This window comes from Paraburkholderia sp. EG287B (assembly GCF_040965595.1).
GTDB lineage: Bacteria > Pseudomonadota > Gammaproteobacteria > Burkholderiales > Burkholderiaceae > Paraburkholderia.
Window position 1 is genome coordinate 327,947 of sequence record NZ_JBFRCG010000006.1, and the last position, 24,915, is coordinate 352,861.

Here is a 24,915-nt window from a genome sequence, read left to right on the forward strand (position 1 = left end):
TCGCAGATTGCAGTGCGCAAAAATGGCACCTGTCAGGGATATTACTAAGTATGCGACAAATGGTCGCCATGCGACTCTATCTCCCAATGCCATTCCCTATGGAGCCAGGCATGCAAGCAGAGACGCTAAAGAAAGCAAGAGCCGCCACCTTTCTCACCCGGTCGGCGCTGTGTCTGATGCTGTTGCCAGTTGCCTGTCTTGTCTGGGCACTCCAGGCGTATCCGCCACAGGAAGCAATCTGGGTTTGCTTCTCGCTGGCAATCTATATCTGGCCTTTCGCCGGAGTCCTGTTTGTGATTTCAGCGGGATTCCACGTCGGCAACCACGCTCGCCGACTCGAGAAGGACGCCGGATTCCGCGAGGCGCATGGGCACTAACTAGCCCGCGTGCCGTTCTGCCAAACGGTCTGCTGTCGTTGTTCGAATAGAAGCCTGCCGGCAACAGCAGGATTCTGAGGCGCGGCTTGCCGTTTGTCAGGACTGCCGATATGACTGGTTAGCAAACCTTAGCGGCGCACCATCCTTCGCCATCAGCGCGGGGTACAACAACGCACGCATCGACGGCGCGGGTGACGCGGCGCCTTGCGTGCGCGCCTGCACACTCCAATCCGTTCGACATCCTTAACGCGTGTCCATTCGTCGGCGCCAGCGGCTCCGCGCGCCCTGGCGACATCAGGCGCGCAGTGTGCTCCGACCCGGTGTGCTGGGTGAAAGCTCGTTGATCGCTCTTTCCCCAATGGTGTTGTTTGCACTGCACCAAGGCCGAAATCACAAGGAGAAGAACGATGACCCTGCTCATCTATCTGATCGGATGGATCATTTTCATTGGCGGCGTGGCGTGGGCATTGATGGCGCTGCATGTTGCGCTGCACATCATCGAGATCGTGGCGGTGATACTGCTCGGCATCGCGGTGATCACGGGCGCCACGCGCGCGCGCAATCGCGACCGGTCGATGTAGCCATAACAGGACGAGTCACGCATGTGTGCAGACCGACTGCGCCTCACACGGCCATACCAAGATCGGCAAAACTCGTGGCTTTTGCCTCACAAGCCTGCGCAAGCCGCAAATCGTGACTCGAAAAGAAGACCGCACTGTCTTTAGCCAGATCCCTGAACAGATCGATGAGAACCGCGCGCGCGGCGGCGTCGAGCCCGTTGCCCGGTTCGTCCGCGATGACGACGGCGGGCTCGCCCAGCATCGTCGCCGTCAGGAATAGCTTCTTGCGGGTGCCGAGCGACATCTGCTCGAAGCGCTTATCGAGGTGCGGTGCGAGGCCGAAGCGATCCGCGAGATCGAGCGTGCGGGCGTCGACGGTGGTCTTCTTCGTCGACGCCACGAGTTCGAGAAACGCCCGACCGGTCTGGAACGGATACGCCATGCAGTCGTCGGGCACGTAGGCCAGCGCAGATTTCGCCTTGAGCGGATCGGCACGCAGCGAATGGCCGTCGAGCCAGACCTCCCCTTCGTCGGCCTCGATCGCACCGGCAAGGATGCCGAGCAACGTGGATTTGCCACTGCCGTTTTCATCGCAGAGTGCCACGCATCCGGCGCCGCTGGCGTAATGCAATCCGTGGAAGATGACGCGCTCGCCAAAGCGTTTGCCCAGGTTTTCGAATCGAAGCATGGTGGAATCAATCAAGTGAACAATGGCCAGACGGCAGCGACCCAGATCGCGGCCGACATCGTGCCGGGCAGGACGGATTGCCGGGGCGCGTAACGCTGCGGGAGATACAGCAAGGCAACGAGCGGCGCGCCCAAGCACAGGAGCGCCGCTGCCGACCACCACGGCAAAACGCCATGTGCGACCAGCAGCAGCGGCGCAACGCAGGCGAACGGCAGCGCCAGCGCGGCGACCGTCAGCATATCGGCACGCGGTTGCACCGCCGCAGCAATCGGCAGCGATCGCGTGAACTGCCCCGCGCGAAGGTGCGCCGCGCGCAAATCGCGATAGGTCGTCGCGGCGACCAGCGCAGTCACGGCCTGCGATATCAACGTCAGGGGCACGGCGCGTGCGTCGAAGTTCCAGAGGCCAAGCAGCAAGCAGGTGGAGGCCGTGACGGAGCCCATCACCAGGTAGCGTGCAAAGGCGCCTGCGGCGCGATTCCACACGATGCCGATCTGCAGCCTCGTCACAGGCGAAAGGCCCTGCCCAACGTTAGCGCGCACGCAGCCCATGAGGCGGCGTGCGAGCGCGCCAAGCGGTCCAGGCCGTGAAATCGAAGCAGCCGGTGTATGGGCGATCGCAAACGCTGCGAGCAGCAGGGGGATGAGCAGCAGCGCCGGCCTGATCGAGTCGCCCGTCTGCAGCGCGCCGACGAGGATGAGATTGGCGGCAACCAAAGGAACCGCGTTGCGCGCGCTGCGCGACAACGCAGTCAATTGCCATCCAAGCGTAATCAGCAGCAGATCGAGAACGAACAGATAGTTGCCTGCCTTCTGCGGCAGGAAGGCCAGCGCGACCGCGGCGGCGAGCACGGGCAGAAACAGCGGCGTACTCGCGACGAGCACGACAGCAATATCGACGGCGCGGCGGCGGCCATGGGAAGTGGGCAACGAATCGAGGAAGGCGGCAAACGCGCCGCCGGTGATAGCGCTACGTTGCGCGAGCACCCACAGCATGCCGACGGCTTCGAGCAGGTGCACCCACACGAACCGCCATTGCATGCCATGCGAAGGCGCGAGCGCCGCGAGGACCGGCGCACCGAGAATCCGCGTCTGGGCGAACACCGGCATCGCCGGCAGCAACAGCAGGATTGAAAGCGTCAGCGCCTGCCAATGTCTGCGCAACAAGCGAGACGTCGCGAGGGCGTACCAGCGCAGTCGGCAGGACAACATCATGTTTTCGAGTTCCCTTAACGCAGTCGCGAAATCGTGCACGAGGCGGACTCGATATCGTGCCACGCCGGCTGCGGTGCAACAACCGCACCCACCTTTCGTCGGCACTCCCGCTTCTATTATTTAAAATAACCGACAAATAACTTTCATATTTATTTCTTTATCGACTTTCGATTTTTATCCAGTTCACTCTGGCGGGATTGAAATGCAATGTTATATCATTGCATTTCAATCCCGCGACAAGCCGAGGCTTTGTGAGGTGCGCGCGGAAAACAATAACGCTTCCAGACCGCATCATGATCCACCGCACACTCATCGCCCGCGCGGCGCTAGTCTCGTTCGCCATGATCACGGCCAGTCAGGCGCAGGCTGCCGACGCCGACGCCACACTCAACGGCACAGTGAAGGACACGACCGGCAAGCCGGTGGACCATGCCGCTGTCGTGCTCCAGGACGCGAGCGGCACTCAGGCAGGACAAACCACGACCGACGCGACTGGACACTTCGAACTCCTCCACATTGCCACGGGCACTTACGCGGTGACCGTCACGGCGCCCGGTTTCGCCGCCGCCTCGCAGATCGCGACCACGGCGCCGGCGAATCCAGCCAGCGTGGCCGTGGTTCTGAACAAGGGCGACACGCTCGACGTGCAGGTCAATGCCAGGCGGCTCAACGAGGCGCGCAACGGCCTGCTGCCGGAGACGGGCAGCAGCATCTACCGGATCACCCAGGCCGACATCCAGGCCATGCCGCAGGGCCAAAACACGCCGCTGAACCAGGTGCTGCTGCAGGCCCCCGGCGTCGCGGACGACTCATACGGCCAGGTCCACGTGCGGGGCGACCACGCCGACCTGCAATACCGGATCAACGGCATTCTGATTCCCGAGCCGATTAGCGGGTTCGGGCAATCGCTCGATACGCGCATCATCGACCAGCTCAATCTCCTGACCGGCGCGCTGCCGGCCGAATACGGCTACCGCACGGCCGGCATCGTGGATATCCGCACCAAATCGGGCGATCTCGGCAACGGCGGCTCGATCGATGTCTATGGCGGCAGTCACCAGACCATCCAGACGAGCGCCGATGTGTTCGGCAGCAAGGGCGATTTCAGCTACTACTTCAGCGGCTCGCTGGGCGAAAACAACCTGGGCATCGAGGCGCCCACCGCGTCGCCGAGCCCGATCCACGATCACACGCGCCAGGGCAATGCCTTCGGGTATATGTCGTACATCATCAACCCGCTCACGCGGGTGAGCGTGATGTTCGGCACGGCATCCAACCGGTTTGAGATTCCCAATACGCCCGGCCTCACGCCGAACTTCATGCTCGCCGGCGTGCCGACGTTCGATTCCGCCAACCTGAACGAAACCCAGTCGGAGCTGAACAACTTCGCGGTCGTCGCGCTGCAGGGAACCAACGGCGGGGCGCTCGACTATCAGGTTGCGCTTTTCACGCGCTATACGCGCACCCAGTTCAACCCGGACCCGGTCGGCGACCTGATCTTCAACGGCGTCGCCTCGCAGGACTTCCACAGCGATACCGCCAACGGCCTGCAGGCCGATACCACGTACCGGCTGAACGACCACCACACGCTGCGCGCCGGTGTGCTCTTTCAGCAGGAGCATGCGAACTTCTCGGACAACGTGACCGTTTTCCCTGCAGACGCCAATGGCAATCAGACCTCGGATGTGCCCTTTACGCTCTCAGATTCGAGCAGCAAGACGGGTTACCTGTACAGCGCGTATATCCAGGACGAGTGGAAGATCAGCGACAGGCTCACCCTGAACTACGGTCTGCGCTATGACGGCATGGACGAATACGTGCAGGCGAACCAGTTGAGTCCGCGCATTGGCGCGGTGTTCAAGCTGACGCCCACCACGACGTTTCATGCCGGCTACGCCCGCTACTTCACGCCGCCTTCGTTCGAGCTCGTATCCAGCTCCACCATCAGCCGCTTCAATGGCACGACCAATCAGCGCGAGGTCACGCAGAACGATCCGGTGCAGCCCGAGCGCGCCGATTACTTCGACCTTGGGGTGACCCAGCAAATCGGCGCGGATCTCACGCTGGGGCTGGACGCGTACTACAAGAAGGCGCACAACCTGCTGGACCTCGGCCAGTTTGGCGCGGCGCTCATCTATACGCCGTTCAACTACCAGTACGGGCGTGTTTATGGCGTCGAATTCACCGCCAACTACAAGCATGAAAACGTGTCGGCCTATCTGAACCTCGCCTACAGCCGTGCAATGGGCAAGAACGTCACTTCCGCCCAGTTCAATTTCGGCGCGGACGAACTGGCCTATATCAGCAACAACTGGGTATTCCTCGATCACGACCAGCGCGTGACGGCGTCGTTCGGCGGCGCCTATAACTGGCATCGCACCACCTTCACGATGGACGGCACGGCAGGCAGCGGCCTGCGCAACGGCTTCGCCAACACCGGCAAGATGCCCTTCTATGCGCAGATCAATCTGGCCGTCATCGAGCATTTCAACCTGCCCGTGGTCGGCAAGATGGATGGGCGTGTCGTGGTGATCAACGCATTCGGCAGAACTTATGCGCTGCGCGACGGTTCCGGCATTGGCGTGTTCGCGCCTCAGTACGGTCCCTACCGCGCGTTCTATGCAGGCCTGACCAAATACTTTTGACAGAACCAGATAACCGGGTGCTTCCATGCAAGACTGGACAGGAATCGTGCAAGCCGCGCGGGTTGGCGGATGGGTCGTTTATCCGCTCACGCTGCTCGCCATCGTTGCGCTCGTCATCATGCTCGATCGCGCGTGGGTGTTCTGGCGCTTCGCGGCCATTCCCGCCGCCCCGCAGCCGCAAGCCCATGCAGCGGACGAGCCCGATCGCACCGCTGCGCTACTGCGACTGCCCCCGCAGCACGCATTGCGCAGGCTGCTCGAACCGTTGATCGGTCACGCGGCAAAACCCGCATGGTGGATCGAAGCGAGGGCCGGCGCGCTCGCACTCGACGTGCAGCGCGACATGTCGAGAGGCCTGTGGGTGCTCGAAACGATCGTGACAGCCGCACCGCTGCTCGGCCTGCTGGGGACGATCGTCGGCATGATGCATGCGTTCCGGTTGCTCGGAAATAACGGCCTCGTCAATCCCGGCGGGGTGACCGGTGGCGTGGCGCAGGCGCTGGTGGCGACCGCCATCGGCCTCGTGATCGCACTGGTCTCGCTGTTCGCCTTCAACTATTTTTCGAGGCGCATCGACAGGCTCATGGACGAACTCGAAGCGATCGCGAGCACGTGGCTCAGCAACGTGAGACTCGCGCAGGAACACGAGGCGCAAAGGTCATGAAGCTGCGCCGTTCCCGGGCATCGAAGCGCGGTCGCATCGAGATCATTCCGATGATCGATGTGATGTTCTTCCTGCTCGCCACCTTCATGCTCGCGTCGCTCACGATGCAGCGGCTCGACGCGGTCAAACTCGATCTGCCGCGCGGCGCGGCGCAACCGCTTGCCGCGCAGCAGCCCCTCACACTCAGCGTAAGCCGCGGCGGACAGATCGCGGTGAACCGCCAGGACGTGCCGCTCGATGAAGTGGCGGGAACGGTAAAGCGGCAGCTCGCTGCCGATGGAAACGTGGTGGTGGCCGCGGACGCCGGCGCTCCGAACGGGCTGGTCGTGCAGGCCATGCTTCAGGCCCGTCTGGGCGGAGCCGGCCATTTCCTCATTGCGGTCCACCGTGACCAGCCGTAGCATCGCGCGCTTCGTCAGGCTGCTGGACGCACGCGGCCCGAGAGCCCTGGCCGGATGCGTCGTGGCGCTCGCGGTGTGGGCCGCATTCGTCAATATGTTCGTGGCCGGTCTTGCGGAAAATTCGCAACCCGCCCGTTCGTTGACGCTCGATGCGCGCGTGGTAGAAATCACAACGCCAGCGCCGCCCCAACCGCAGGCCGCAGTCGCACGCCCTGCGCCGAGCATCGCAGCGCCATCCCGCCCTGCACACGTGGCTCGGCCGATGAATCGGCCTGCGGCGCCGGCTCCCACGCGCTTGACTGCGCATACCGAATCCCCGTTGCCGGCGCCTGTGCCCGCGCCGCCGGCCGCCACGACAGCCCATGCCAACGCCGAAAGCGCATCGGCTACCTCCGCCCCGTCTGGCGCCGCTTCCGCAGCGTCCGGCGATACCACCGCGCATCCGCTCATCCAGCCGTTGCCCGTGCTTCCCGATGATCTGCGCGAGTCTGCATATCGGGCCATCGCGCTAGCTCGCTTCACGATCCATCCCGACGGTTCGGTCGACGTCGCGCTCGTCAAACCCACCCAGAACCCGCGCCTGAACCAGTTGCTGCTGGAGACGCTTCGAAACTGGCATTTTTTCCCCGCAATGAAGCAAGGGCATCCGGTCGAAAGCGAGCAGGACATCCGCGTCCATTTCAATATCGAGTAAGGCCGGCAGCGCGGCTGCTGACATATACTCGTCGTGCCGCGCCGGAAAAAGCCTCGAGTGCCTCGACACTCGCGTCTGGTGCGGCCCCTTAAATCTGCCGCAAGAGTGACTACGTGATTTGAAATGAGCGATGGCGTGGAGTACGAACGGCTCGTCGATCTTCCGGGACTGGTTCTTGGCACTGGGCGTTTCAAGGCGTTCAATTTCGGCCGGCATTACCATCTTGACTATCACGTCGGGCTCGTGACCGAAGGGATTCAGCGCCAATGCGCGAACGGCGAGGCAGTACTGCTCGGGCCGGGTCGCATTTCCTTGATGCCGCCCGGCGAGATCCATGACGGCGCTGGAGAAAGCGGCAATGCGTATACGCTGAGGACCTTCAGGCTGTCCCGGGACCTGCTGCAAGACGTCACGACCGAGGTAACGGACTCGGCTCGCGAGCCCGATCTGAAAGCCATGATGATCGAGAATCCGACACTGGCTGCGCACTTGTTGCAGCTCCACGACGCGATGCGATCGTCGCCGGGTGCTTCCTCGCTATCCGTGCAGTCGGAATGGCTTTCCCTGCTGTATTGCCTGTTTAGCCAGTCGGGAGCCATCAAGCCGATGGCCATTCAAGGCACGCTCTCGCCCATGCACTGGCAACGGCTCAAAGACTATTGCCTGTTTCATCTGGCCGAGAAAATCACGCTCGATGAACTGGCTAGCTTGTGCGGCCTCGGGCGCTTTCATTTTTTGCGCCGCTTCAAGCAGACGGTTGGCATGACGCCACACGCCTGGCTGCTGCGTCTGCGACTGGAACAAGCGTGCACCTTGCTCGCACGCGGCAAGCAAACCATCGCCGAAGTCGCCCAGGGCGTCGGGTTTTACGATCAAAGCCATTTCAACAAGGCATTCCGTCACGCGTTTGGCGTGGCCCCGTCCGCCTACTGAGCCGATGGGCCTTCACTCGCCGCGCGCGTCAATTTTTTACAAGCCAGACTCCCCCTTCCTCTTTAGGATCAGCAGAAGAACGGTTGGTCCGATCGCAAACCTGGAAGCCCATCGCAATGAATCTGCACTTTGAAACCCCTTTGGTGGAGTCGCGCGCCTTGAGCGTCCCTGGTGAACAATCCGTGTGGCTCAAGCTCGACGCCTTGCAGCCATGTGGATCGTTCAAGATCCGGGGCATCGGCCATGCTTGCTCTGTCCACCAAAGTCGTGGCGCGCAGCGTTTCGTTTCCTCGTCCGGGGGGAATGCGGGTCTTGCCGTGGCGTATGCGGGCCGGCGCCTGGGCGTTCCCGTACTAGTCGTGGTGCCGGAAACGACGACGGAACGCGCCAAGGAGTTGCTCCGCCTGGAAGCTGCCGAGGTCGTGGTGCACGGCAGTTCCTGGCAGGAGGCCAACCAGTTCGCGCAGACTTTGCTGGGCGCGACGGACGCGTTTCTGCATCCCTTCGACGATCCGCTGCTGTGGCACGGCCATGCCTCGATGATCGATGAAGTTGCCCAGGCCCGCTTCAAGCCGGATGCCGTCGTGCTTTCCGTCGGCGGCGGCGGTCTGCTTGCTGGCGTGGTGGAAGGCCTGCAGCGCAATCATTGGCACGACGTGCCGGTGTTGGCCGTCGAAACCGATGGCGCCGCTTCACTCCATGCCGCTATCGAGGCGGGTCACACGGTGGCGTTGCCGTGTATCTCCAGCGTCGCCACGTCACTCGGCGCCAAGCGCGTGTGCGAGCAGGCATTGCGCTGCGTGCACGAGCACCCTGTCCACAGCCTCGTCGTGTCGGACTCCAGCGCACTCGCTGCCTGCGAGCGTTTTCTCGCGGATCACCGCATTCTGGTCGAGCCGGCTTGCGGCGCAGCGCTGTCCGTCGCCTACGAGAGGCATCCGGCCTTGACCCGATACAGGAAGATTCTGGTTGTCGTATGCGGCGGCGCTACGGCCACCATCGACCAGATACGCGCGTGGGCTAGCGAGGCAGATAGCCGATGACCTTGTGCCCGCGACGGCGGAAACGATAGAATCTTCTCCGCCGAAAATAGAGTGGCAGGTTGGTATCTCCTGCGCCCAGTTGCTGGGTTCTAATTCCGCCGCGGCGTCAACCTTACTTTCACCAAGTTGAGGGGACGCGCTGTGGAGAAGACGCTGCGCATCCCTCAGTATGAGGAGTCTGCACAGATGCGCAGCAACACAAAAGACCCGTCAACCGGAGCAGGCGCGCTGTTCAGCGGTTTGACTTTCGACCGCGAAGCGCTGACCCGCCTGCTGCGAGAATGCGGCGACGAACCGACGTTCGAGCACTGCAGTTTCGACGGCGAAGATCTTTCGAATCTCGATCTCCGCGCCGCCCGATTCACACAGTGCAGCTTCGAGCACACCCTGCTCGAGCACTGCGAACTCTCGAGAAGCCGCTGGCTGGCGTGCAAGGGCGCAGCCGCGAGATTTCGCTACGCCAATCTGGGCGACGCGCGTTTCTACCGCAGTGATCTGAACAATACCGACTGGACAGGCTCGAAACTCGCGTCGGCGGCTTTTACCGAGGTGAAGCTCACGGGCGCCCGCTTTGTCGACGCCCGCACCCTGGGGCTCAGCTTTCACGATTCACTGCTGGTTGGCGCAGACCTGAAGGGACTCTCCTTCCGGAAACAAACCCTCGAGGCACTGAACTTCACCGACGCGGATCTGTCCGATTGCGACTTTCGCGACGCCGTATTCGAAGGCGGCAGCCTGCGCAACGCACAGCTGCGCGACAGCCGCTTTGACGGTGCGGACCTACGCTCTGTAGACCTAAGCGGGTTTCGACTCTCCGATGTGCTGCAGCATCTCAAAGGCACGATACTCTCCGTCGATCAAGCCGTGATGCTGGTTGGAGACTGCGGCGTGCGCGTGGTGTAGTTCGGCGAGGGCCAGCACACGCTGGCCCTCGCTTGCGATCGCCGCGGCAACGCCAGCCGGGAACTCCCATTGCGCTACGAGGAAACGCAACTTACAGGAGCCCGACATGCACTGGCGTCATCTAGCGCCTGGTTCGCTCTTAGCCGCGGCATTCTCATTACCCATTGCGTGGGGCGCGAATGACGACCAGCACATGAATCGGCCGAACGACCTTCATACTGCCACCCCGATCAAGCACCTGGTCGTGATCTATGGCGAGAACGTCTCGTTCGATCACTACTTTGCAACCTATCCGCATGCGGCGAATCCCTCAGACGAACCGGCGTTCAACGCACTGCCCGGTACGCCCAGGGTCAATGGTCTCTCAGGGCCGCTCCTCTCCAGAAATCCGAATGCCACGAATCCGGCCAATGGCACGGGCGCAGCGAACCCGTACCGCATCGACCGTACGCAGGCGGCCACCGCCGACCAGGATCACGCCTATGCGGCAGAACAGCAAGCCTACGACAACGGCGCCGTCGACCTGTTCCCGAAGTACACGGGCAAAGGGCCGAACGACAGCGCCAGTGAGTCTGGAAGCCGTCGCCAGGTGATGGGCTATTACGACGGCAACACGGTCACTGCGCTGTGGAACTACGCGCAGCGCTTCGCGATGAGCGACAACGCATGGACATCGACCTATGGCCCCTCGACGCCGGGTGCCCTGGAGGTGGTCTCGGGTCAAACCAACGGCGTGAAGCCCGTGCGCACGACGAAACAGCCGTCGGCCCCGGGCTCCTACTACGTGAACGACGGACAGGGCGGCTTCACGCTGATCGACGACGTCGACCCTGCCTTCGACCAATGCTCGAGCCAGCGCGACACCGTCCTCATGACGGGCCGAAATATCGGCGACCTCCTGAATGCCCGCAATATCTCGTGGGGCGGCTTCATGGGCGGCTTCAATCTCGAGACCGTGAACAGCAACGGCACGACCGGGTGCAGGCGCAGCACGCTATCGGCAGTCGTCGGCTCGGCCACGGCGGACTACATCCCACACCACAACTGGTTCCAGTATTACGCGTCGACGTCGAACCCGAAGCATCTGCGCCCGAGTTCGATCGAGGCGATCGGGCATACGCTGGAAAGAGATGGCCGAACTCCGGACCCCGCCAATCATCAGTACGATTCCGACGACTTCTTTGGCGCGGTGAGCGCGGGGAACTTTCCGGCCGTGAGCTTTCTCAAGGCCCCCGCTTTCCAGGACGGTCACGCGGGCTATTCGGATCCACTCGACGAGCAGGCTTTCGTCGCGAAGGTCGTCAACTTCCTGCAGCGCCAGCCGGACTGGACCAGCACCGCCATCGTCGTGACGTGGGATGACTCGGATGGCTGGTACGACCACGCTTACGCATTGCCGACGAGCGCGTCATACGATTCGATCGCCGATCACCTCAGCGGCCAGGGGAAATGCGGTACCGGCTCCGCGCAGGACGGCGTCAACGGCAAACCCGTGAACGGCCGCTGCGGCCCGGGCGCACGCATTCCGTTTCTCGTCATTTCGCCGTGGGCAAAGGAGAACTACGTCGACCATACGTTGATCGACCAGTCGTCGGTCGTTCGCTTCATCGAGGACAACTGGCTCGACGGAGAACGCATCGGCGGCGGATCGTTCGACAGCAAGGCAGGCAGCATCATGGGCATGTTCGATTTCAGCCGCCGCGACGAAGACCTCGCGCAGCGCAAGCTGTTTCTCGACCCGCCGACGGGGCTGCCAGTCGATCAGCCTGCGAAGGTCTGGCGCCAGGCAGCGCGGAATTCGGGAGGCATTCCGGTTTTGATTTCGATTCAATGCAAGGGTAAACGATGCAGTGCGCGCCATTTCTACACTGCCTTCTTGTAGATATGTCAACGCATCTCCTCGCTTCGTTTCCTCAGTTTGCAGCCTCCTGATAATTCATATGGTTGATTTGAAATCCAAATCTGTCTCACCTACATGTGCTGGTCGCTACGCGGCCGCCCCGCAGCGCCGCCTGCGCCATGGCTGATTGTGGTTTCGGTCACGGCACGGGGTAAAAAATGTGGCGCTATGTATCGAACGAATAACGCCCTCGCCTTTACACAGACCGTTGCAAATTTTTCTGATGCTCGGGAGGGTACGAGTATTGCGTCAGAAGCGAAGCGCGTTGCCGTGAACGCCGATTGCCAGGTGACACAAAGAGACCCAGACGGCTTTTGGAATTGCGCGACGCGATGCCAGACATTTGCATGAGCGGGGGCTCTTCTATGTCGAACCGACACGAGGCCTCTCCTGCCGAGACGGGGGAGGTTCTGGTACTGGTGGGCGCCGCCTTCGCTGTGCTTGGCGGCTGGCTCGTCGCAATGGGTTCCACGCCCTACTACGTCGTCACCGGCCTCGCGCTGATCGGCTCGGGTACCCTCATGGTGCGAAGCCGCCTGGCAGGCGTCTGGAGCGTCTTTTTCACGCTCGTCGCGGCACTCGTCTGGTCTATCTCCGAAGTCGGGCGCGACGGCTGGAAGCCCATGCCGCGCCTGCTGTTGCTCGCGTTGCTCGGCATCTGGTTCTACCTCAACATCGTCGTCGGCAATTCGGCGATCGCCCGTCCCGTTCGCGTCGTGGCGGGCGTCGCGGCAGTCGTCTACGCGCTCACGATCGTCGGCATGTTCTCGCCCAGAGTGCCCATGTCGGTGGCGCAACACCTTCGCTATGGACCGCTTTCTGCGCCCCACAACAGCAGCACGTCGTCCGATCAGGGCAACTAGCATTCGCCGACATTTTCGCGGTGAACGATTTGAGAAGTGATTTCGATTCAAACGACGAGCCCCTGATGCGCCCTTGCAGACTGCATCAGACGGGCGAGGCGAGGAACGCCAGTTGCTTGAAGGCAGGTCCGGGAGTCACAGAGGTAAGCCACCGTGCTCATACAATTTCCAGACGAAGATGCTTTCTACTACGCGAGTGGCACGATCCGGTATCGCGCCGTCGTCGACGGCACATGGGTCATGTGCGAAATATCTCCGGAGGCCCTTGAAGACTACTTCCGTGCGCGCTCGGGTCGCGCCGGCCTGTTGGCCGCCTTTGCAACACATAGAAAGGAGATCGAATCAATCACAAGACAAATTCTTCCCCATCGGATCTCCGCTGGACGCTGTCAGCTTTTCTTGCGAGACTGCCTGTACCGGCCAGGAAGGAGCGAAGCCGACACGAGGCACAACAGGGAAATCATGGAAGTCGCGCGACGCGACGAGACAGCAATCACGAGCGCATGCCTACCCTCCGACATGGAGGCTCTCGAGGCGGGAAGTGCGTTGACGTGAGCATGCGCTCTGCGATGTTATTCCCTTGAATGCGAATGCCGCCGGGGCCTTGACGCACTGCAGTGTGATTAAAGGCACGCTATATGCGCAGGTTCGGGATTGCATCGCAGCAACTCGCCGCTGCGAATTGCTTTCACCGTGTGCGCTGGCTTGAAAAGAAAATGAATAATGCCTTGCGTATGTGGCGCGGAGGCGGTTGAGAATTCTGTTCGAGACCGCTCTTCTCACGAATTCATCAGCGGGATGGCCACAATAATGAACAGCTTCGATACCGTCATTCTGGGAGCCCTCACCCAACTCCAGCTTCCGCCCGAGGTCAATTACGCCATTGGGGTAATTGCCGACTTCTACACGTTCAAGGGCTATCTGTTGATCCCGTTGTTGTGGTGGATCTGGTTCCAGCCACACGAGCGGCGTGGCTGGCGCCGCGAGATCGTACTCGCCACGCTGGCGAGCGGACTGATTGCATTAGCGGTGGGGCGCCTCCTTGCGCACATTCTGCCGTACCGGGAAAGGCCGCTATTCACGCCGGACCTGCATCTGCATTTCGCCTCGTCACCGGTGCAACTTGCCGGGCTGATGCACTGGAGTTCCTTTCCCAGCGATCACGCCATGCTGTGGACGGCAGTGGCGATGGGGATCTTCCTCGTCTGGCGAGGCATCGGCATTCTTGCGTTTCTGTCAGTCGCGGCATTCGTCTGCTTTCCGCGTGCGTACCTGGGTTATCACTACCCGACGGATCTGCTCGTCGGCGCCTTGATCGGCATCGTGATTACCTGGATCATGACGCGCAGAGCCGTGAGAAGACGCACGGTCAAGCCCTTCATGCGCTACGTCATGCGCTACCCCGGGCCGGTCGCGGCGGTCGGTTTTCTGCTCTGCTTCGAACTGGTCACGCAGTTCGACGATCTTCTACGGCTCGCCCATTCGGTACTGCATACAGCGACATGACTGATGCCGGCGTCGAATCCACGCCAATCCGGGCTGCGGGCTTTCCCGCCCACCGCCTTCGCGATGGTGATGGCAGCGGCTTTATTCGGACTGCTACGCGATGCGATCAGATCGGTCACGGGGAAATGACGACTCTGGAAGGGCACTACTGTGCATCACTACGCGCGTGCGTCGTGATCTGCACGAAATCGGCAACGATACGCCCTGCGCCGTAGTGTGCTTCCATCTGCTTCAACTGCTGCCCCACGGCCGCAAGGTAAGCCGAGCGAGACTCCGCAGCCGGACGCAGCCCATCGAACAACGGCGCCGGCGTAATCAGCAAAACGATCATCTCCGTGCCGAACGGCTTGTCCACGAGCCAGTATCCCGATCCTCCGACCGTCGCCGAGAAGCCGGCCGGCGCCTGGTTGTCGCGCTCGACGTTGCTGGGAACCAGATGCACGACACTGCCGTCGAGCGCAAAATAATCGACGTTGACGTATGACTCGTAATGCGGCGTGGTGATATCGACGATGAGCGGCATGCCCTGCGTCAGGCGAGCGTCGAGCGGCCGGGTATGGATCGTCGCGCCGCCGCCCGCCAGATGGTTGGCGCGCCAATACGGCGCGAACGCGCTCACGACTTCGCAGTTGTGGTTCTCGACCGCAGTCACATCGAGTTTCGCGGCCTGCCCGCCGGGCGTTTGCGCGAGCGCGTCATGAACGTGCGCCATGTTCTCGCCGGTATTGGCAAAGCCACGCACCTGGACCACGTGCTCGGGCAGCGAAGCCGCAAGCGCCGAGCACGGAATGCGCGCGAGCGTCGCGTTCAGCGCGGCGATCGACGCCGCGTCGGCCACCGGCGCGCTCGATGCCGGAGCCGCTGCAACCGCGCTCGCGGCTGGCACGCTCGCCACAACCGCCGCTGGCACTGCGGCAAGCACCGGCGAGGCCGGCGCCTCCGAGGCCGCCTTCATCGCACTGGCGGGCGACATAGCGACCATGGAGGGCGTTGCGCCCGTTTGCCCATGCCCGGAAAGCATGCGATAGCCTAGCCATAGCCCCGCAGCGACGACGACCGCGCCCACGCCAATGGCGCCGACCCGCGCGCCCGGGAACGCCGGTGCATGCGTGAGCACGCCCATGCCTTCGAGAAACTGATTGACGCTCGCAGTGCGCGAGGCGCGGTCAAACGAAAGCGCCGCACTCAAGGTGCGCCATTGACCGCGATCGAGCCCAGGCGGCCGCTCGGCGCGCATCTTGTCGCTGCGTGCCTGGGTGGCCGATTTGCGGTTGAACGGATGCTTGCCGGCGAGCAGTTCGTAGGTCACACAGGCGAGCGCATAGACATCGTCGCGCGGGTCCGGTTCGCGATGCTCGAACATCTCCGGGCTCGCATAGGCGGGCGTGATGCCACCGAGCGTCGCGGGATCGAACACGGTGACGTCGGGATCTTCTTCGGGCCGCTGGAACACGCGCGCAATGCCGAAGTCGATCACCTTCACCTCGCCGCCGTCGGTGAGGAAAACATTGGCGGGCTTGAAGTCGCAATGCACGAAGCCGCGCTCGTGCGCATAGGCCAGCGCCTGCCCCATCCCGGCAATGATGGGCCGCGCCTTTTCGAACGGCATACCCGCGAAACCGGGCGCGCGCAGCAGCTTGCTGAGCGGCTTGCCCGACAGATATTCCATCGTGAGGTAGACGAGCGGCCCGTCGCGGTCGAAGTCGTACACCGTGACGATATTGCGGTGCGCGAGCGTCTGCGCCTTGCGGGCCTCGCGCTGCAGTGCGATCAGCGAAGTCGGCTGGCCGCGGAACTGCACGTTCAGCACCTTGATCGCGATATAAGGTTTGCGGTCCGAAGCTTCCAGCTTGCGCAAATCGAGCGCCTTGTAGACGGTGCCCATGCCGCCCACACCCAGACATTCTTCGAGCACGAAGCGTCCGTTGAGCGTGTCGCCGATCCCCTTCACGTGTTCCGCATCGTCGCCCGTGGTGGCGGTACGCGCAGCGGCAAGGGCATCGTGGATGCGAGTGGAGTCGTCCACGGCCGCCGCGTTGTCCTCGCGATGTTCGATGCGGCGCAGGACCTCGGTATACACGGCGTCGGGCAGCGGGTGGACGGTTTGCGTCGCGTCCACCGCTTCGCGCAGGCGCGCGCAATTGGCCGCGTCGACCGCGAGCACGTGGTCGATCTCGGCGAAGAACGCCTCGCGTGAGAGCGCCCCGCTCTGGAATGTCTGGATCAGCTGCGCAAGGCTCATCATTCGCATGCCTTCAACTCGGCTTCAGGATGGCCGAGGCGCTTTGGGTCACACGTTAACGGCGCACGATCGCGCCGCGTGTGGCTGCTGCCGCGATCCCCGTCGAGTCCGCTGCAACGCGGTCCCGTCGTCTTTAAAGCATACAGAGTCGCCGCCGGATCTGCGCGCACCGTGATCTCAGCCGGCGCGCGCGCTTGCAACCATGCAACAAGGTCTGATGAGAGATTAATCTGCGGCAACGCGCAGTGCAATCGGTGCCCGAACCAGGCCTTTGGCTCGCACGTGTTGCCACAGATCCAACGGCCTCGCCGCGCGCTGTTGGGCTTCCACCATCAGCGTTTTCGCGCGCAGGCGCTGGCAGCGGTCCTCCCCGCACCCGGCGGCTTGCTGCAAAGCCCCGTCGCACAAGGCGTCGCGCGGTTCGTAAGGCTAGCGCGAAGGCGCTGGCACACCCTGTGCATTAAGAGGAGCGAGCCCGCAAGATACTGCAGCTCAATCGCCAACTACCCCGTACTGCCCTTCTGGAGAACTGTCATGAGCAAGCTGATGATCGCCGACCTGAGCGTCGCGCAAGAACTCGACCGCAAAGCAATGAGCGCCGTTCGCGGCGGCGGCGGCCTGAGCCTCTGGCCCGGCTACTACCCGGCGCCGTCGTTCAAGTACGACACGACGAACTTCAACGCCCAGCAGTTGATCGGCCAGACGAACACCATCGAGAACAACGTGGGCAACGACGTCGCCTTCGCGCAGAACATCCACGCGACGGTCAACCCGGTGCAGACGGCCCACAACACGATCAACTTCTGATCGTCCCGCCGGCGGCGCGGCCGCACGCTGCGTTCATGCGCGTGCCGCCCGCCCGGGTCCATCCGTCCTATTCATCAGCAACTGGAGGCTCATCATGAGTTCCCTCGTTATCCGCGAGCTGGCTCCCGGAACGGCGCTCGACCGCCGCGCCATGGCAGCCGTACGCGGCGGCAACGGCAGCTCCTACGGTGGCTACGGCCCGATCGCCAACATCACGGTCTCGCCCAACATCGTGCAGAACATCTCGCAGGTTCAGGTGGTCGACGTCGCCGCGCTCAACAATATCGGTTATATCGGCGCTGGCTTCGGGCCGCTGAATCTCAAGGTCAATCCCTCGCAATACGCGAACACCGGCGTGATGTTTTAGCCGCTGCCGCGAAGGGATCATGCAGACGGCGCCGCGAGGCGCCGCCTGCTTGTTTACGTGCGCCGCGCGCCACCGCCTATACTCAAACGACTCCCCTCTAGCCCAATCCGCTCACGTGGAGCAGACCATGAGCATTATCGTCATCAAGGACCTTCCGGAAAGCGTGGAACTGGACAGGCAGGCCATGGCCGCGATCGTGGGCGGCGCCCGCGTCGCCTCGCAGCGCACGCTACTCGTGCCGCGGCCATTTATCGGCGTACGTGTGGAGATCGAAGGCTCGCCCGCGCAGCGGGGGCCGACAACCGTCCCCTCGGCGCGGCCCCGCCCGACGCTGCTGCGCTGAATTCAGGTCGCGCGCGCGGTCATCGCCGGACGTGTGCTGGCAGGCGGAAATACGCACCACGTGCCATCGTCGTGGCGGAAGAAGAAGATTGCAATCGTGCGCGCGGGATGCACCGCTTCTACGCAGACGTAGCGCTGCCGTTGCTCCTGCGTGCGGCTGAAACGCACCACACGGGCCGGCACGCGCGCGTTGGGTGCGAGCCACTTGTCGACGAGGGTGCGCAGCGAAGTTTCGGCGGAATTCATGATGGTCTCCGATGCAAGTGGCGATGCGTGTCGTAATGGTCTCGACTGGATCTGGCGTTCACACCGCCCGCGCGGCGTACGTTTGGCGGCTGGCCTGCACGCGGCGCGCGTGAATCAGCGCGCGCACCACGCGCAAGCCGGCCAGCGGATGGGCAATGCAGGTGCGGACCTGGTCGCTGCGGCCCTTGCCGTCCACGCACCAGGTGCAGAAGTGTTCGCAGTTGTTGCTGAGCAGGCGGTAGCGGTCTTCGCCGAGACGCGAGCGCGCACGCGCGACAGCTTCGCGGCCCACGAAGGCCGCGCACGGATGCGCGACGACGGCGACTTCGTAGCCGGCCGCGAAACGTTCGAGCGTGACCTCTTCGATCGGACCGCGATGCAGCGACACGCACAAGCCGGCGTAATGAACGACGCGCCCACCGCCGACATAGATGCCGTGATGGTTGTAGCCCGCGCGACGCGACACGAGATGCGCGCCGAGCGGCGGTTCGTCTGCGTGCATCGTCGGTTGGAGGTCGGGGCTCATGGCTGCATCCGTCTGGCTGGTTGCCGGCTTCCGGTGCTGCTCAACGGTTTGCCGGTTGCCAACTACCCTGCATCAGACATGCCAGGCGGCCGATCACGGTTGGATAAGGCGTAGCGGGAGAACGTAGGCGCTGGAGGCGCCAGTGTGTCGGCGACATGCCAACTCGAGCGCTTCGATTGTGTCGGCGCCGAGCCATCAGTTCGCCGCCAAACCGCCTCACGAAGCGCGCTGGCGTATGTGTCGGAGTCCTGATGACGACCGGCAACCAACGTGTTGGCGAGTGCACGACCATCGCACCGCGGCCGCACGAGACGCGGGCGCGCGCGGAACGCGCTGCGCGAACGCGATGTCATATGGGGCAAGCCTCACGGGGAGATGGCGCGCGAGCGCCGCGTTTCGCCGAAAAATGGCATGCTGCTTGCAAGGTATGGTCGGAACGCCGCGTGCCCGCGGCCATCATCTTGACGGAGACCTGTCATGACCTCGCTCGCCATCACCGACCTTCATCTGCAATGCGATCTCGACCGCAAGGCCATGTCGTTTATCCGGGGCGCAGGCGCGCCGTGGGTATTCGGCTGGATACAGCCCTACCAGCCCGCGCAGCCTTCGCCGTTCGGACCCGTCATCAACCTCTACCAGACCAACAACACGTTCTACGCGAATCAGGTCGTCAATCAGTACCAGACGCTCGACGTGACCAATTCGGCGTCGAACTCGAACGTTGCGGTAAACGTGGGCCAGAACGGCAGGAATAACGGACTCGTCGCGTAGCCTATGGAGGCTCGATCGTGACAGGCGGATTGTTATGGAGCTCGGCATCGCGCACTGACGTAGGCCGTGTGCGGGCGCTCAACGAGGATGCATGTCTCGATCAGCCCCAGCGGGGCTTGTGGGCAGTGGCCGACGGCATGGGCGGGCACACGGCGGGCGATCTGGCCAGCGGCATGATCGTGCGGGCGCTTGGGGCCATTGTCGTGCCCAACGCGCTCACCAGTTTCTCGGCCACGGCGCGCGGCACGCTGCAGACGGTGAACCACCAGTTGCGCGAAGAAGCGGCGCGGCGCGGGGTGCGCATGATCGGCAGCACCGTTGCCGTGCTGATGGCGAAGGGGCGTGAATTTGCCTGGTTATGGGCGGGCGACAGCCGCATCTATCTGTATCGCGATGCGCAGCTCGAAGCGCTCACGACGGACCATAGCTACGTGGCGGAGCTACAGGCGCAGGGGCATTTGAGCGCCGAAGCGGCGCGCCACCATCCATCGCAGCATTTGATAACACGGGCCGTCGGTGCGGCAGACTGGCTTGATCTTGACGAAGGCCGCATCGTCGTGCGCGACGGAGACCTCTTTTTGCTTTGCAGCGATGGGTTGAGTAATGAAGTGCAGGCGCCCGAGATGGTGCGGGCGCTCGAGGCTGGGGATTGCCAGCATGCCACTGATTTGCTCGTTGAGATGGCCTTGCAGGCTGGGGGGCGGGATAACATTACCGCTGTGGTGGTGAAGGTCGATGATCCGGTTGCGTCGGATCGGACGCTGGTTAATCCTGCTGTTGGGCGCTAACCGCGCTAAAAATAGCGCCCGCTGGGCTCCAAACTCAAGACCCCTTCTCATGATTCACCTTCTCGGCATGCCGAAAATCCTTAGAATGAATCCCATGTTTCTTAAGCAGCATCTGCAAATGCGACCGATTCATATCACAGCGCCTCGCAAGCTCCGCCACGGTGCCCCCGGTCTCCTGCAACCCACGCTCGAGAAACGCCCTCTCGGCCTCATCACTCGCAGCGCGCTTCGCATCGCTCAGTGACAGCGGCGCACCTGCCGCTTCAGCCTCCGCCACCCGCAAAGCCAGCGCAGCAGACTTGGGCCGAATATCATCGGGCAGATGCTCGATATCGGCCGTCTCACCCGCAAGGCACGAAAGCCGATACACGAGATTACGCAGTTCGCGAATATTCCCCGGATAAGCATACGTGAGCAGAAAATCGCGCAGCTTGGGCGTAAGCTTCATAGGCCGCCGCTTGAGCTGCGCAGCAGCCTCGTCGCCGAAATAGGCAATCAAAAGCGGAATCTCGTCGTTGCGCTCGCGCAGCGCAGGCAGCGTGACATGAATCACGCTCAGCCGATAAAACAGATCCTCGCGAAACAGCCCCTGCGCGGCGAGTTCGCGCAAATTGCGGTTGGTCGCGGCAACGATGCGCGTGTCGACCCCGATAGGCTCATCGGAGCCCACCCGCTGGATCTCGTGCGATTCGAGCACGCGCAGCAGCTTCACCTGCCCCTGCAGCGGCAACTCGCCGATCTCGTCCAGAAAGATCGTCCCCGTATGCGCGCTTTCGAACTTCCCTTTGCGATCGCTCGACGCCCCCGTGAACGCCCCTCTGCGATGCCCGAACAGCTCCGATTCGAGCAGGTTCTCGGGTATCGCGCCACAATTCACCGAGATGTACGGTCGGTCGGCGCGCGCACCGTTGGCGTGGATCACCTTCGCCATCAACTCCTTGCCCGTACCGCTCTCGCCGTCGATCAGCACGGGCAGGTCGGTCGGCGCCGCCTTTTCTGCGATCTCCAGCGCGGCGAGCAGCTTCGGGTTATCGCCGAATATGCCTTCGAAGATGAAGCTGCGTTCGATCAGCGCCTCGCGCCGCCGGTGCGCGGTAGGCGTGAGGGGGTCCGGCCTCGCCAGCGCATCGAGCGCTTCGGGCGCCTCGGCCGCCGCCTCGACGAAGCGCTCCTTGCGCGAGAGTTGCATGACTTCCTCGCGCAGCGCGTTCGACTGGTTCAAGAGCTTTTCGATGTCGGTGCGTTCGAGCCGCGGCGCCCAGCGCAGCGTGGAGCGCAGGATCTCGATCTTCTCGAGCAGCCCGGCATACGAAACAACGGAGCTGCCGAATCCGTGCGGATCGAAGAGTTTCATGACGCCCCCAGCTGCTTTTGCACGAGCTGGTAATACATGCCCTTGCGCTCGACGAGTTCTTCGTGCCGCCCCTGCTCCACGATCGCCCCTTCGTAGAGCACGAGGATCTTGTCCGCCCGCATGATGGTGCTCAACCGGTGCGCGATGATCAGCGCCGTGCGGCCCTGCAGTATGTCGTGCATGTTCGAAAGGATGTTGCTCTCCGACTGCGTGTCGAGCGACGAGGTGGCTTCGTCGAACACGAGCAGGCGCGGGTCGTGATAGAGCGCACGCGCAATGCAAAGACGCTGGATCTGCCCGCCTGAAAGGCCCATGCCGCGCTCGCCCACCACCTGCTCGTAGCCGAGCGGCATCTTGCTGATAAACGCGTGCGCATCGGCCATGCGCGCCACTTCCTCCATGCGCCGCCAGTCCGGCGTGGCATCGCCGCATGCGATGTTCTCGGCAATCGTGCCGGAGAACACGAGGTTCGTCTGCATCACGTAGCCTACCTGGGCGCGAAAGTATGCGTGGTCGATCGCGCTCATGTCGTAGCCGTCCACGTTGATCTTGCCTTCGGTCGGCGCGTAGAAGCCCACCAGCAGTTTCGCGAGCGTCGTCTTGCCGGAACCGCTGCGCCCCACGATCGCCACCATCTGGCCGCGCCCCACCGAAAAGCTGATGTTTTCCAGCACATACGGCGTTTCGTTGCCGCCATAGCGGAAATACACGCCGTCGAATTCGATGTCGCCCTGCAGGTCGGGAAGCAGTACGCGCGAACCGAGGTCGGCGGGCTTTTGCTCGGGCTCGATGTCGAGCACGTCGCCCAGCCGCTCCATCGCGACAGCCGCGTCGTTCATGAGGCTCCAGAGCCCGACGAGCCCCATGAGCGGCGCGAGCACGCTGCCCATGAACGCATTGAACGCAATCAGTTGCCCGATGCTCAACTCCTGATCGAGCACGAGCGTGGCGCCCGCCCAGAGAATCACGATCGTGGTCGCGGCGTTGAGCAACTGGCTGCCGAGTCCAACCAGAATATGGAACGCCTGCGCATGATATTGCACTTCGAGCGACTTCGCGTACTTGCGCTCCCACTTCAGGCGCACCGCTCTTTCGATCCCCATACCCTTCACGGTTTCGACGCCGCCGAGCGTCTCCATCAGCATCGAGCGCGCGTCGGTGGACACGGCAAAGACTTCGCGCGCGTAGCGCTTGATGCGCGGCGTCGCAATGGCGGTGAGCGCCATGATGGGAATCACGAACGCGATCAGCAGCAGCGTCAGCTTCACGTTGTAGAGGAACATGATCGTGAAGTAGATGAAAATCATCAGCAGGTTGAGCGCCGTGGTCACCGTCGATTCGGTCAGGAACGCGCGTATCGTCTGGTTCTCCTGAAAGCGCGCGAAAATGTCGCCTGTTTTGCGGCGCGCGAAGAACGAGAACGGCAGCGACATGGTGTGCTTGAAGAACTGCGACATCATCGCGAAGTCGAGACTGCGCACCATGAAATTCGACAGATGCGCGCGTATCGTCGTCATGAGCTGCGTAAACACGTGCGAAATAATCAGCCCCACAATCAGGAGATGCAGCAGGCTCACGTTCTGGTGGACGATCACGCTGTCGAGAATGTTCTGGATAATGAGCGGCGGCACCACGCCCAGCAGCTGGATCACGAAGGTGGCGAGAAACAGGTGCGCGAGTATTTTCCGGTAGGGCAGCAGATAGCCGATGAAGCGCACCCATGGCGAGCGCGTCGCCGCCTGCGCGCCCGTGGTCTCGACCTCGGTGAACAGCAGGCACGTGCCGTTCCAGCCGCGCTCGAACGCTTCGACGCTCAGCTTGCGAAAGCCGAGCGCCGGGTCGGCCACCCTCACCCACTGCTTCGACACGCCGTACACGACGATATAGTGGTAGCCCTCCCAGTGCGCGATGAAGGGCAACTCGAACCCTTGCAGCGCCTCGAACGTGCACTGCACGCCGCGCGTGGTAAAACCGAGCGCCTCGCCGGTGCGCGCGAGACTGTCCAGCGTCGCGCCCTGCGTCGTCACGTTCGCGAGGTCGCGCAGCTTGCCGAGCGTCATGGGAATGCCGTAATGCCGGCAGATCATGGCGAGGCACGCCGCACCGCAATCCATCTCCTCGGCCTGCTCGACCAGCACGAAGCGCTTGACCACGCGTTCGCTGAATGCAGCATCCGCCCCGCTGTCCACGGCAACGGGCCGGCTGCGGCGCTCGGCGAGCTTCTTCTGCCGCTGCAATTCGCGCTCGTTGAAGCGCACGCGCTCTTCCAGCACCTCGCGCAGCTTCGGGTTGCGCTCCAGCATGAAATGCACGGTCTTCTCGGGAATCACCAGCAGCCGCACATCGGTGACCGCCGTGACGCTCGCGGGCTGATCCTGGCGCAGCAGGCACGCGCGTTCGCCGAAGATCTCCCCCGCGCCGAGCTTCGCGATCTGATAGACGCTGCCTTCTTCCTCGCGCGCGATACTGACCTCGCCCTGCCGCACGACATACAGGCGCGTGTCGCCACCGGCGCCTTGATGGATGATCTCCTTGCCCGCGCTCACGCGCTTGACACCCACGCTCGACACATACTCTTCCAGTTCGGCGCGCGAGAGCTTGCCACGCAGGTCGAACAGCCGCGTGACGAAGCCGCCCGCGGAGCTGATCGCCACATAGCTCGTCACGAACGACTGCGCGGCCGGATTCGCGGCCAGCAGCGGTTCGAGCGCCGCGCGGGGAATGCAAAGCACCTCGGTCTTCGCGGAGGCGCGCACCGACACTTCGTGCCAGTAATCGCGCAGCATGGCGATTTCGCCGAACACTTCGCGTTCCTTGCGCACGCCGAGACTCATTTCCTTGCCGCGCTCTTCGGCGATGAGCCGCACGGAGCCCGAGCGGATCACATAGAGTCCGGCGGCGGGCTCGCCGCGCTTGCACAGCGTGTCGCCGAACGCGTAGCTCTGCGTTTCGACCTGCGCGGCGAGACGGTCGAGTTCTTCGCGCGAAAAGAGCGAGAGCGGTTCGACCGATGCGAGAAAATCCACCAGCGACGGCGCGCTGGCCGGTAGGGGCGCCTGGGTGTCCATCTGCGTGGCTCTG

24 protein-coding genes and 1 pseudogene are annotated in these 24,915 nt (G+C 63.0%); 18 read left to right on the top strand and 7 right to left on the bottom strand.

Annotation, left to right across the window (positions count from 1 at the left end):
• Nucleotides 1-110 precede the first annotated feature (110 nt).
• Together AB4Y40_RS12960 and AB4Y40_RS12965 are read left to right on the top strand one after the other, a co-directional pair.
• Nucleotides 111-377, top strand: a complete 267-nt coding sequence (locus AB4Y40_RS12960; protein WP_342923243.1) for a hypothetical protein — start codon at nt 111-113, stop codon at nt 375-377.
• Between the two features lie 407 nt (nt 378-784).
• Nucleotides 785-958, top strand: coding sequence for a hypothetical protein (locus AB4Y40_RS12965; protein WP_368688014.1), 174 nt, complete (start codon nt 785-787; stop codon nt 956-958).
• Between the two features lie 43 nt (nt 959-1,001).
• Here the strand turns inward: AB4Y40_RS12965 and AB4Y40_RS12970 are convergent, their stop codons facing one another.
• Both AB4Y40_RS12970 and AB4Y40_RS12975 read right to left on the bottom strand, forming a co-directional pair.
• Nucleotides 1,002-1,625 (bottom strand): ATP-binding cassette domain-containing protein, encoded by a 624-nt coding sequence (locus AB4Y40_RS12970; protein WP_368688093.1) that lies wholly within the window; start codon nt 1,623-1,625, stop codon nt 1,002-1,004.
• 11 nt (nt 1,626-1,636) lie between these two features.
• Nucleotides 1,637-2,791 (bottom strand): hypothetical protein, encoded by a 1,155-nt coding sequence (locus tag AB4Y40_RS12975; protein ID WP_368688015.1) that lies wholly within the window; start codon nt 2,789-2,791, stop codon nt 1,637-1,639.
• A gap of 341 nt (nt 2,792-3,132) precedes the next feature.
• Here AB4Y40_RS12975 and AB4Y40_RS12980 point away from each other — a divergent pair, with 341 nt between their 5' ends.
• The 11 genes and pseudogenes from AB4Y40_RS12980 (at nt 3,133) to AB4Y40_RS13030 (ending at nt 14,391) form a co-directional block, all read left to right on the top strand.
• Entirely contained in the window at nt 3,133-5,484 is a 2,352-nt protein-coding gene (locus AB4Y40_RS12980; protein ID WP_368688016.1) for a TonB-dependent receptor, read from the top strand.
• Between the two features lie 25 nt (nt 5,485-5,509).
• Complete coding sequence (locus AB4Y40_RS12985; RefSeq protein WP_368688017.1) at nt 5,510-6,148, top strand: MotA/TolQ/ExbB proton channel family protein; 639 nt, start codon at nt 5,510-5,512, stop codon at nt 6,146-6,148.
• Nucleotides 6,145-6,549: an ExbD/TolR family protein gene (locus AB4Y40_RS12990; RefSeq protein WP_368688018.1), complete on the top strand. Its 405-nt coding sequence runs from the start codon at nt 6,145-6,147 to the stop codon at nt 6,547-6,549. Before AB4Y40_RS12985 ends, AB4Y40_RS12990 begins: the two co-directional genes overlap by 4 nt.
• Before the next feature lie 331 nt (nt 6,550-6,880).
• A complete protein-coding gene (locus tag AB4Y40_RS12995; protein ID WP_368688019.1) occupies nt 6,881-7,243 on the top strand; it encodes an energy transducer TonB in 363 nt (120 codons plus the stop codon).
• A 123-nt stretch (nt 7,244-7,366) separates the two neighbouring features.
• A complete protein-coding gene (locus AB4Y40_RS13000) occupies nt 7,367-8,176 on the top strand; it encodes an AraC family transcriptional regulator (protein ID WP_368688020.1) in 810 nt (269 codons plus the stop codon).
• A gap of 116 nt (nt 8,177-8,292) precedes the next feature.
• Nucleotides 8,293-9,219, top strand: a complete 927-nt coding sequence (locus AB4Y40_RS13005; RefSeq protein ID WP_368688021.1) for a pyridoxal-phosphate dependent enzyme — start codon at nt 8,293-8,295, stop codon at nt 9,217-9,219.
• A gap of 141 nt (nt 9,220-9,360) precedes the next feature.
• Nucleotides 9,361-10,122, top strand: coding sequence for a pentapeptide repeat-containing protein (locus AB4Y40_RS13010; RefSeq protein ID WP_368688022.1), 762 nt, complete (start codon nt 9,361-9,363; stop codon nt 10,120-10,122).
• Nucleotides 10,123-10,315: 193 nt separating this feature from the next.
• Nucleotides 10,316-11,818: pseudogene (locus AB4Y40_RS13015) on the top strand (phospholipase C); the annotation flags it as partial.
• Nucleotides 11,819-12,387: 569 nt separating this feature from the next.
• The gene (locus AB4Y40_RS13020; protein WP_368688023.1) at nt 12,388-12,885 is read left to right on the top strand and encodes a hypothetical protein; all 498 of its coding nucleotides are present in this window, start codon (nt 12,388-12,390) and stop codon (nt 12,883-12,885) included.
• Nucleotides 12,886-13,038: 153 nt separating this feature from the next.
• On the top strand, nt 13,039-13,440 hold the full coding sequence (locus tag AB4Y40_RS13025; RefSeq protein WP_368688024.1) for a DUF1488 family protein: 402 nt from the start codon (nt 13,039-13,041) through the stop codon (nt 13,438-13,440).
• A gap of 255 nt (nt 13,441-13,695) precedes the next feature.
• On the top strand, nt 13,696-14,391 hold the full coding sequence (locus AB4Y40_RS13030) for a phosphatase PAP2 family protein (protein ID WP_368688025.1): 696 nt from the start codon (nt 13,696-13,698) through the stop codon (nt 14,389-14,391).
• A 145-nt stretch (nt 14,392-14,536) separates the two neighbouring features.
• On the opposite strand, the gene AB4Y40_RS13035 is transcribed toward AB4Y40_RS13030, so the two are convergent.
• Nucleotides 14,537-16,636, bottom strand: coding sequence for a protein kinase (locus AB4Y40_RS13035; RefSeq protein ID WP_368688094.1), 2,100 nt, complete (start codon nt 16,634-16,636; stop codon nt 14,537-14,539).
• A gap of 531 nt (nt 16,637-17,167) precedes the next feature.
• On the opposite strand from AB4Y40_RS13035, the gene AB4Y40_RS13040 reads away from it, so the two are divergent.
• The 3 genes from AB4Y40_RS13040 to AB4Y40_RS13050 all read left to right on the top strand — a co-directional run bounded on the left by AB4Y40_RS13040 (nt 17,168) and on the right by AB4Y40_RS13050 (nt 18,150).
• A complete protein-coding gene (locus tag AB4Y40_RS13040; protein WP_028204749.1) occupies nt 17,168-17,440 on the top strand; it encodes a hypothetical protein in 273 nt (90 codons plus the stop codon).
• 94 nt (nt 17,441-17,534) lie between these two features.
• Entirely contained in the window at nt 17,535-17,807 is a 273-nt protein-coding gene (locus AB4Y40_RS13045) for a hypothetical protein (protein ID WP_368688026.1), read from the top strand.
• A gap of 127 nt (nt 17,808-17,934) precedes the next feature.
• A complete protein-coding gene (locus tag AB4Y40_RS13050) occupies nt 17,935-18,150 on the top strand; it encodes a hypothetical protein (RefSeq protein ID WP_368688027.1) in 216 nt (71 codons plus the stop codon).
• A 2-nt stretch (nt 18,151-18,152) separates the two neighbouring features.
• Here the strand turns inward: AB4Y40_RS13050 and AB4Y40_RS13055 are convergent, their stop codons facing one another.
• Nucleotides 18,153-18,395, bottom strand: coding sequence for a hypothetical protein (locus tag AB4Y40_RS13055; protein WP_368688028.1), 243 nt, complete (start codon nt 18,393-18,395; stop codon nt 18,153-18,155).
• 58 nt (nt 18,396-18,453) lie between these two features.
• Entirely contained in the window at nt 18,454-18,921 is a 468-nt protein-coding gene (locus tag AB4Y40_RS13060; protein WP_368688029.1) for a lecithin retinol acyltransferase family protein, read from the bottom strand.
• A gap of 477 nt (nt 18,922-19,398) precedes the next feature.
• Between AB4Y40_RS13060 and AB4Y40_RS13065 the strand changes: the two genes are divergently transcribed.
• Together AB4Y40_RS13065 and AB4Y40_RS13070 are read left to right on the top strand one after the other, a co-directional pair.
• The gene (locus tag AB4Y40_RS13065) at nt 19,399-19,692 is read left to right on the top strand and encodes a hypothetical protein (protein WP_368688030.1); all 294 of its coding nucleotides are present in this window, start codon (nt 19,399-19,401) and stop codon (nt 19,690-19,692) included.
• Nucleotides 19,693-19,709: 17 nt separating this feature from the next.
• On the top strand, nt 19,710-20,480 hold the full coding sequence (locus AB4Y40_RS13070) for a protein phosphatase 2C domain-containing protein (protein ID WP_342923256.1): 771 nt from the start codon (nt 19,710-19,712) through the stop codon (nt 20,478-20,480).
• A 34-nt stretch (nt 20,481-20,514) separates the two neighbouring features.
• Here the strand turns inward: AB4Y40_RS13070 and AB4Y40_RS13075 are convergent, their stop codons facing one another.
• Together AB4Y40_RS13075 and AB4Y40_RS13080 are read right to left on the bottom strand one after the other, a co-directional pair.
• Nucleotides 20,515-21,834: a sigma-54 interaction domain-containing protein gene (locus AB4Y40_RS13075; protein WP_368688031.1), complete on the bottom strand. Its 1,320-nt coding sequence runs from the start codon at nt 21,832-21,834 to the stop codon at nt 20,515-20,517.
• Nucleotides 21,831-24,902 (bottom strand): peptidase domain-containing ABC transporter, encoded by a 3,072-nt coding sequence (locus AB4Y40_RS13080; RefSeq protein WP_368688032.1) that lies wholly within the window; start codon nt 24,900-24,902, stop codon nt 21,831-21,833. The genes AB4Y40_RS13075 and AB4Y40_RS13080 overlap by 4 nt, the downstream gene beginning before the upstream one ends.
• Nucleotides 24,903-24,915 lie beyond the last annotated feature (13 nt).

What these genes read in the sequence shown, in the direction of transcription:
- AB4Y40_RS12960 (WP_342923243.1), top strand. Translation starts at nt 111, where the DNA reads ATGCAAGCAGAGACGCTAAAGAAAGCAAGAGCCGCCACCTTTCTCACC.
- AB4Y40_RS12965 (WP_368688014.1), top strand. Translation starts at nt 785, where the DNA reads ATGACCCTGCTCATCTATCTGATCGGATGGATCATTTTCATTGGCGGC.
- AB4Y40_RS12970 (WP_368688093.1), bottom strand. Translation starts at nt 1,625, where the DNA reads ATGCTTCGATTCGAAAACCTGGGCAAACGCTTTGGCGAGCGCGTCATC.
- AB4Y40_RS12980 (WP_368688016.1), top strand. Translation starts at nt 3,133, where the DNA reads ATGATCCACCGCACACTCATCGCCCGCGCGGCGCTAGTCTCGTTCGCC.
- AB4Y40_RS12985 (WP_368688017.1), top strand. Translation starts at nt 5,510, where the DNA reads ATGCAAGACTGGACAGGAATCGTGCAAGCCGCGCGGGTTGGCGGATGG.
- AB4Y40_RS12990 (WP_368688018.1), top strand. Translation starts at nt 6,145, where the DNA reads ATGAAGCTGCGCCGTTCCCGGGCATCGAAGCGCGGTCGCATCGAGATC.
- AB4Y40_RS13000 (WP_368688020.1), top strand. Translation starts at nt 7,367, where the DNA reads ATGAGCGATGGCGTGGAGTACGAACGGCTCGTCGATCTTCCGGGACTG.
- AB4Y40_RS13005 (WP_368688021.1), top strand. Translation starts at nt 8,293, where the DNA reads ATGAATCTGCACTTTGAAACCCCTTTGGTGGAGTCGCGCGCCTTGAGC.
- AB4Y40_RS13020 (WP_368688023.1), top strand. Translation starts at nt 12,388, where the DNA reads ATGTCGAACCGACACGAGGCCTCTCCTGCCGAGACGGGGGAGGTTCTG.
- AB4Y40_RS13030 (WP_368688025.1), top strand. Translation starts at nt 13,696, where the DNA reads ATGAACAGCTTCGATACCGTCATTCTGGGAGCCCTCACCCAACTCCAG.
- AB4Y40_RS13035 (WP_368688094.1), bottom strand. Translation starts at nt 16,636, where the DNA reads ATGATGAGCCTTGCGCAGCTGATCCAGACATTCCAGAGCGGGGCGCTC.
- AB4Y40_RS13040 (WP_028204749.1), top strand. Translation starts at nt 17,168, where the DNA reads ATGAGCAAGCTGATGATCGCCGACCTGAGCGTCGCGCAAGAACTCGAC.
- AB4Y40_RS13045 (WP_368688026.1), top strand. Translation starts at nt 17,535, where the DNA reads ATGAGTTCCCTCGTTATCCGCGAGCTGGCTCCCGGAACGGCGCTCGAC.
- AB4Y40_RS13050 (WP_368688027.1), top strand. Translation starts at nt 17,935, where the DNA reads ATGAGCATTATCGTCATCAAGGACCTTCCGGAAAGCGTGGAACTGGAC.
- AB4Y40_RS13055 (WP_368688028.1), bottom strand. Translation starts at nt 18,395, where the DNA reads ATGAATTCCGCCGAAACTTCGCTGCGCACCCTCGTCGACAAGTGGCTC.
- AB4Y40_RS13060 (WP_368688029.1), bottom strand. Translation starts at nt 18,921, where the DNA reads ATGAGCCCCGACCTCCAACCGACGATGCACGCAGACGAACCGCCGCTC.
- AB4Y40_RS13065 (WP_368688030.1), top strand. Translation starts at nt 19,399, where the DNA reads ATGACCTCGCTCGCCATCACCGACCTTCATCTGCAATGCGATCTCGAC.
- AB4Y40_RS13075 (WP_368688031.1), bottom strand. Translation starts at nt 21,834, where the DNA reads ATGAAACTCTTCGATCCGCACGGATTCGGCAGCTCCGTTGTTTCGTAT.
- AB4Y40_RS13080 (WP_368688032.1), bottom strand. Translation starts at nt 24,902, where the DNA reads ATGGACACCCAGGCGCCCCTACCGGCCAGCGCGCCGTCGCTGGTGGAT.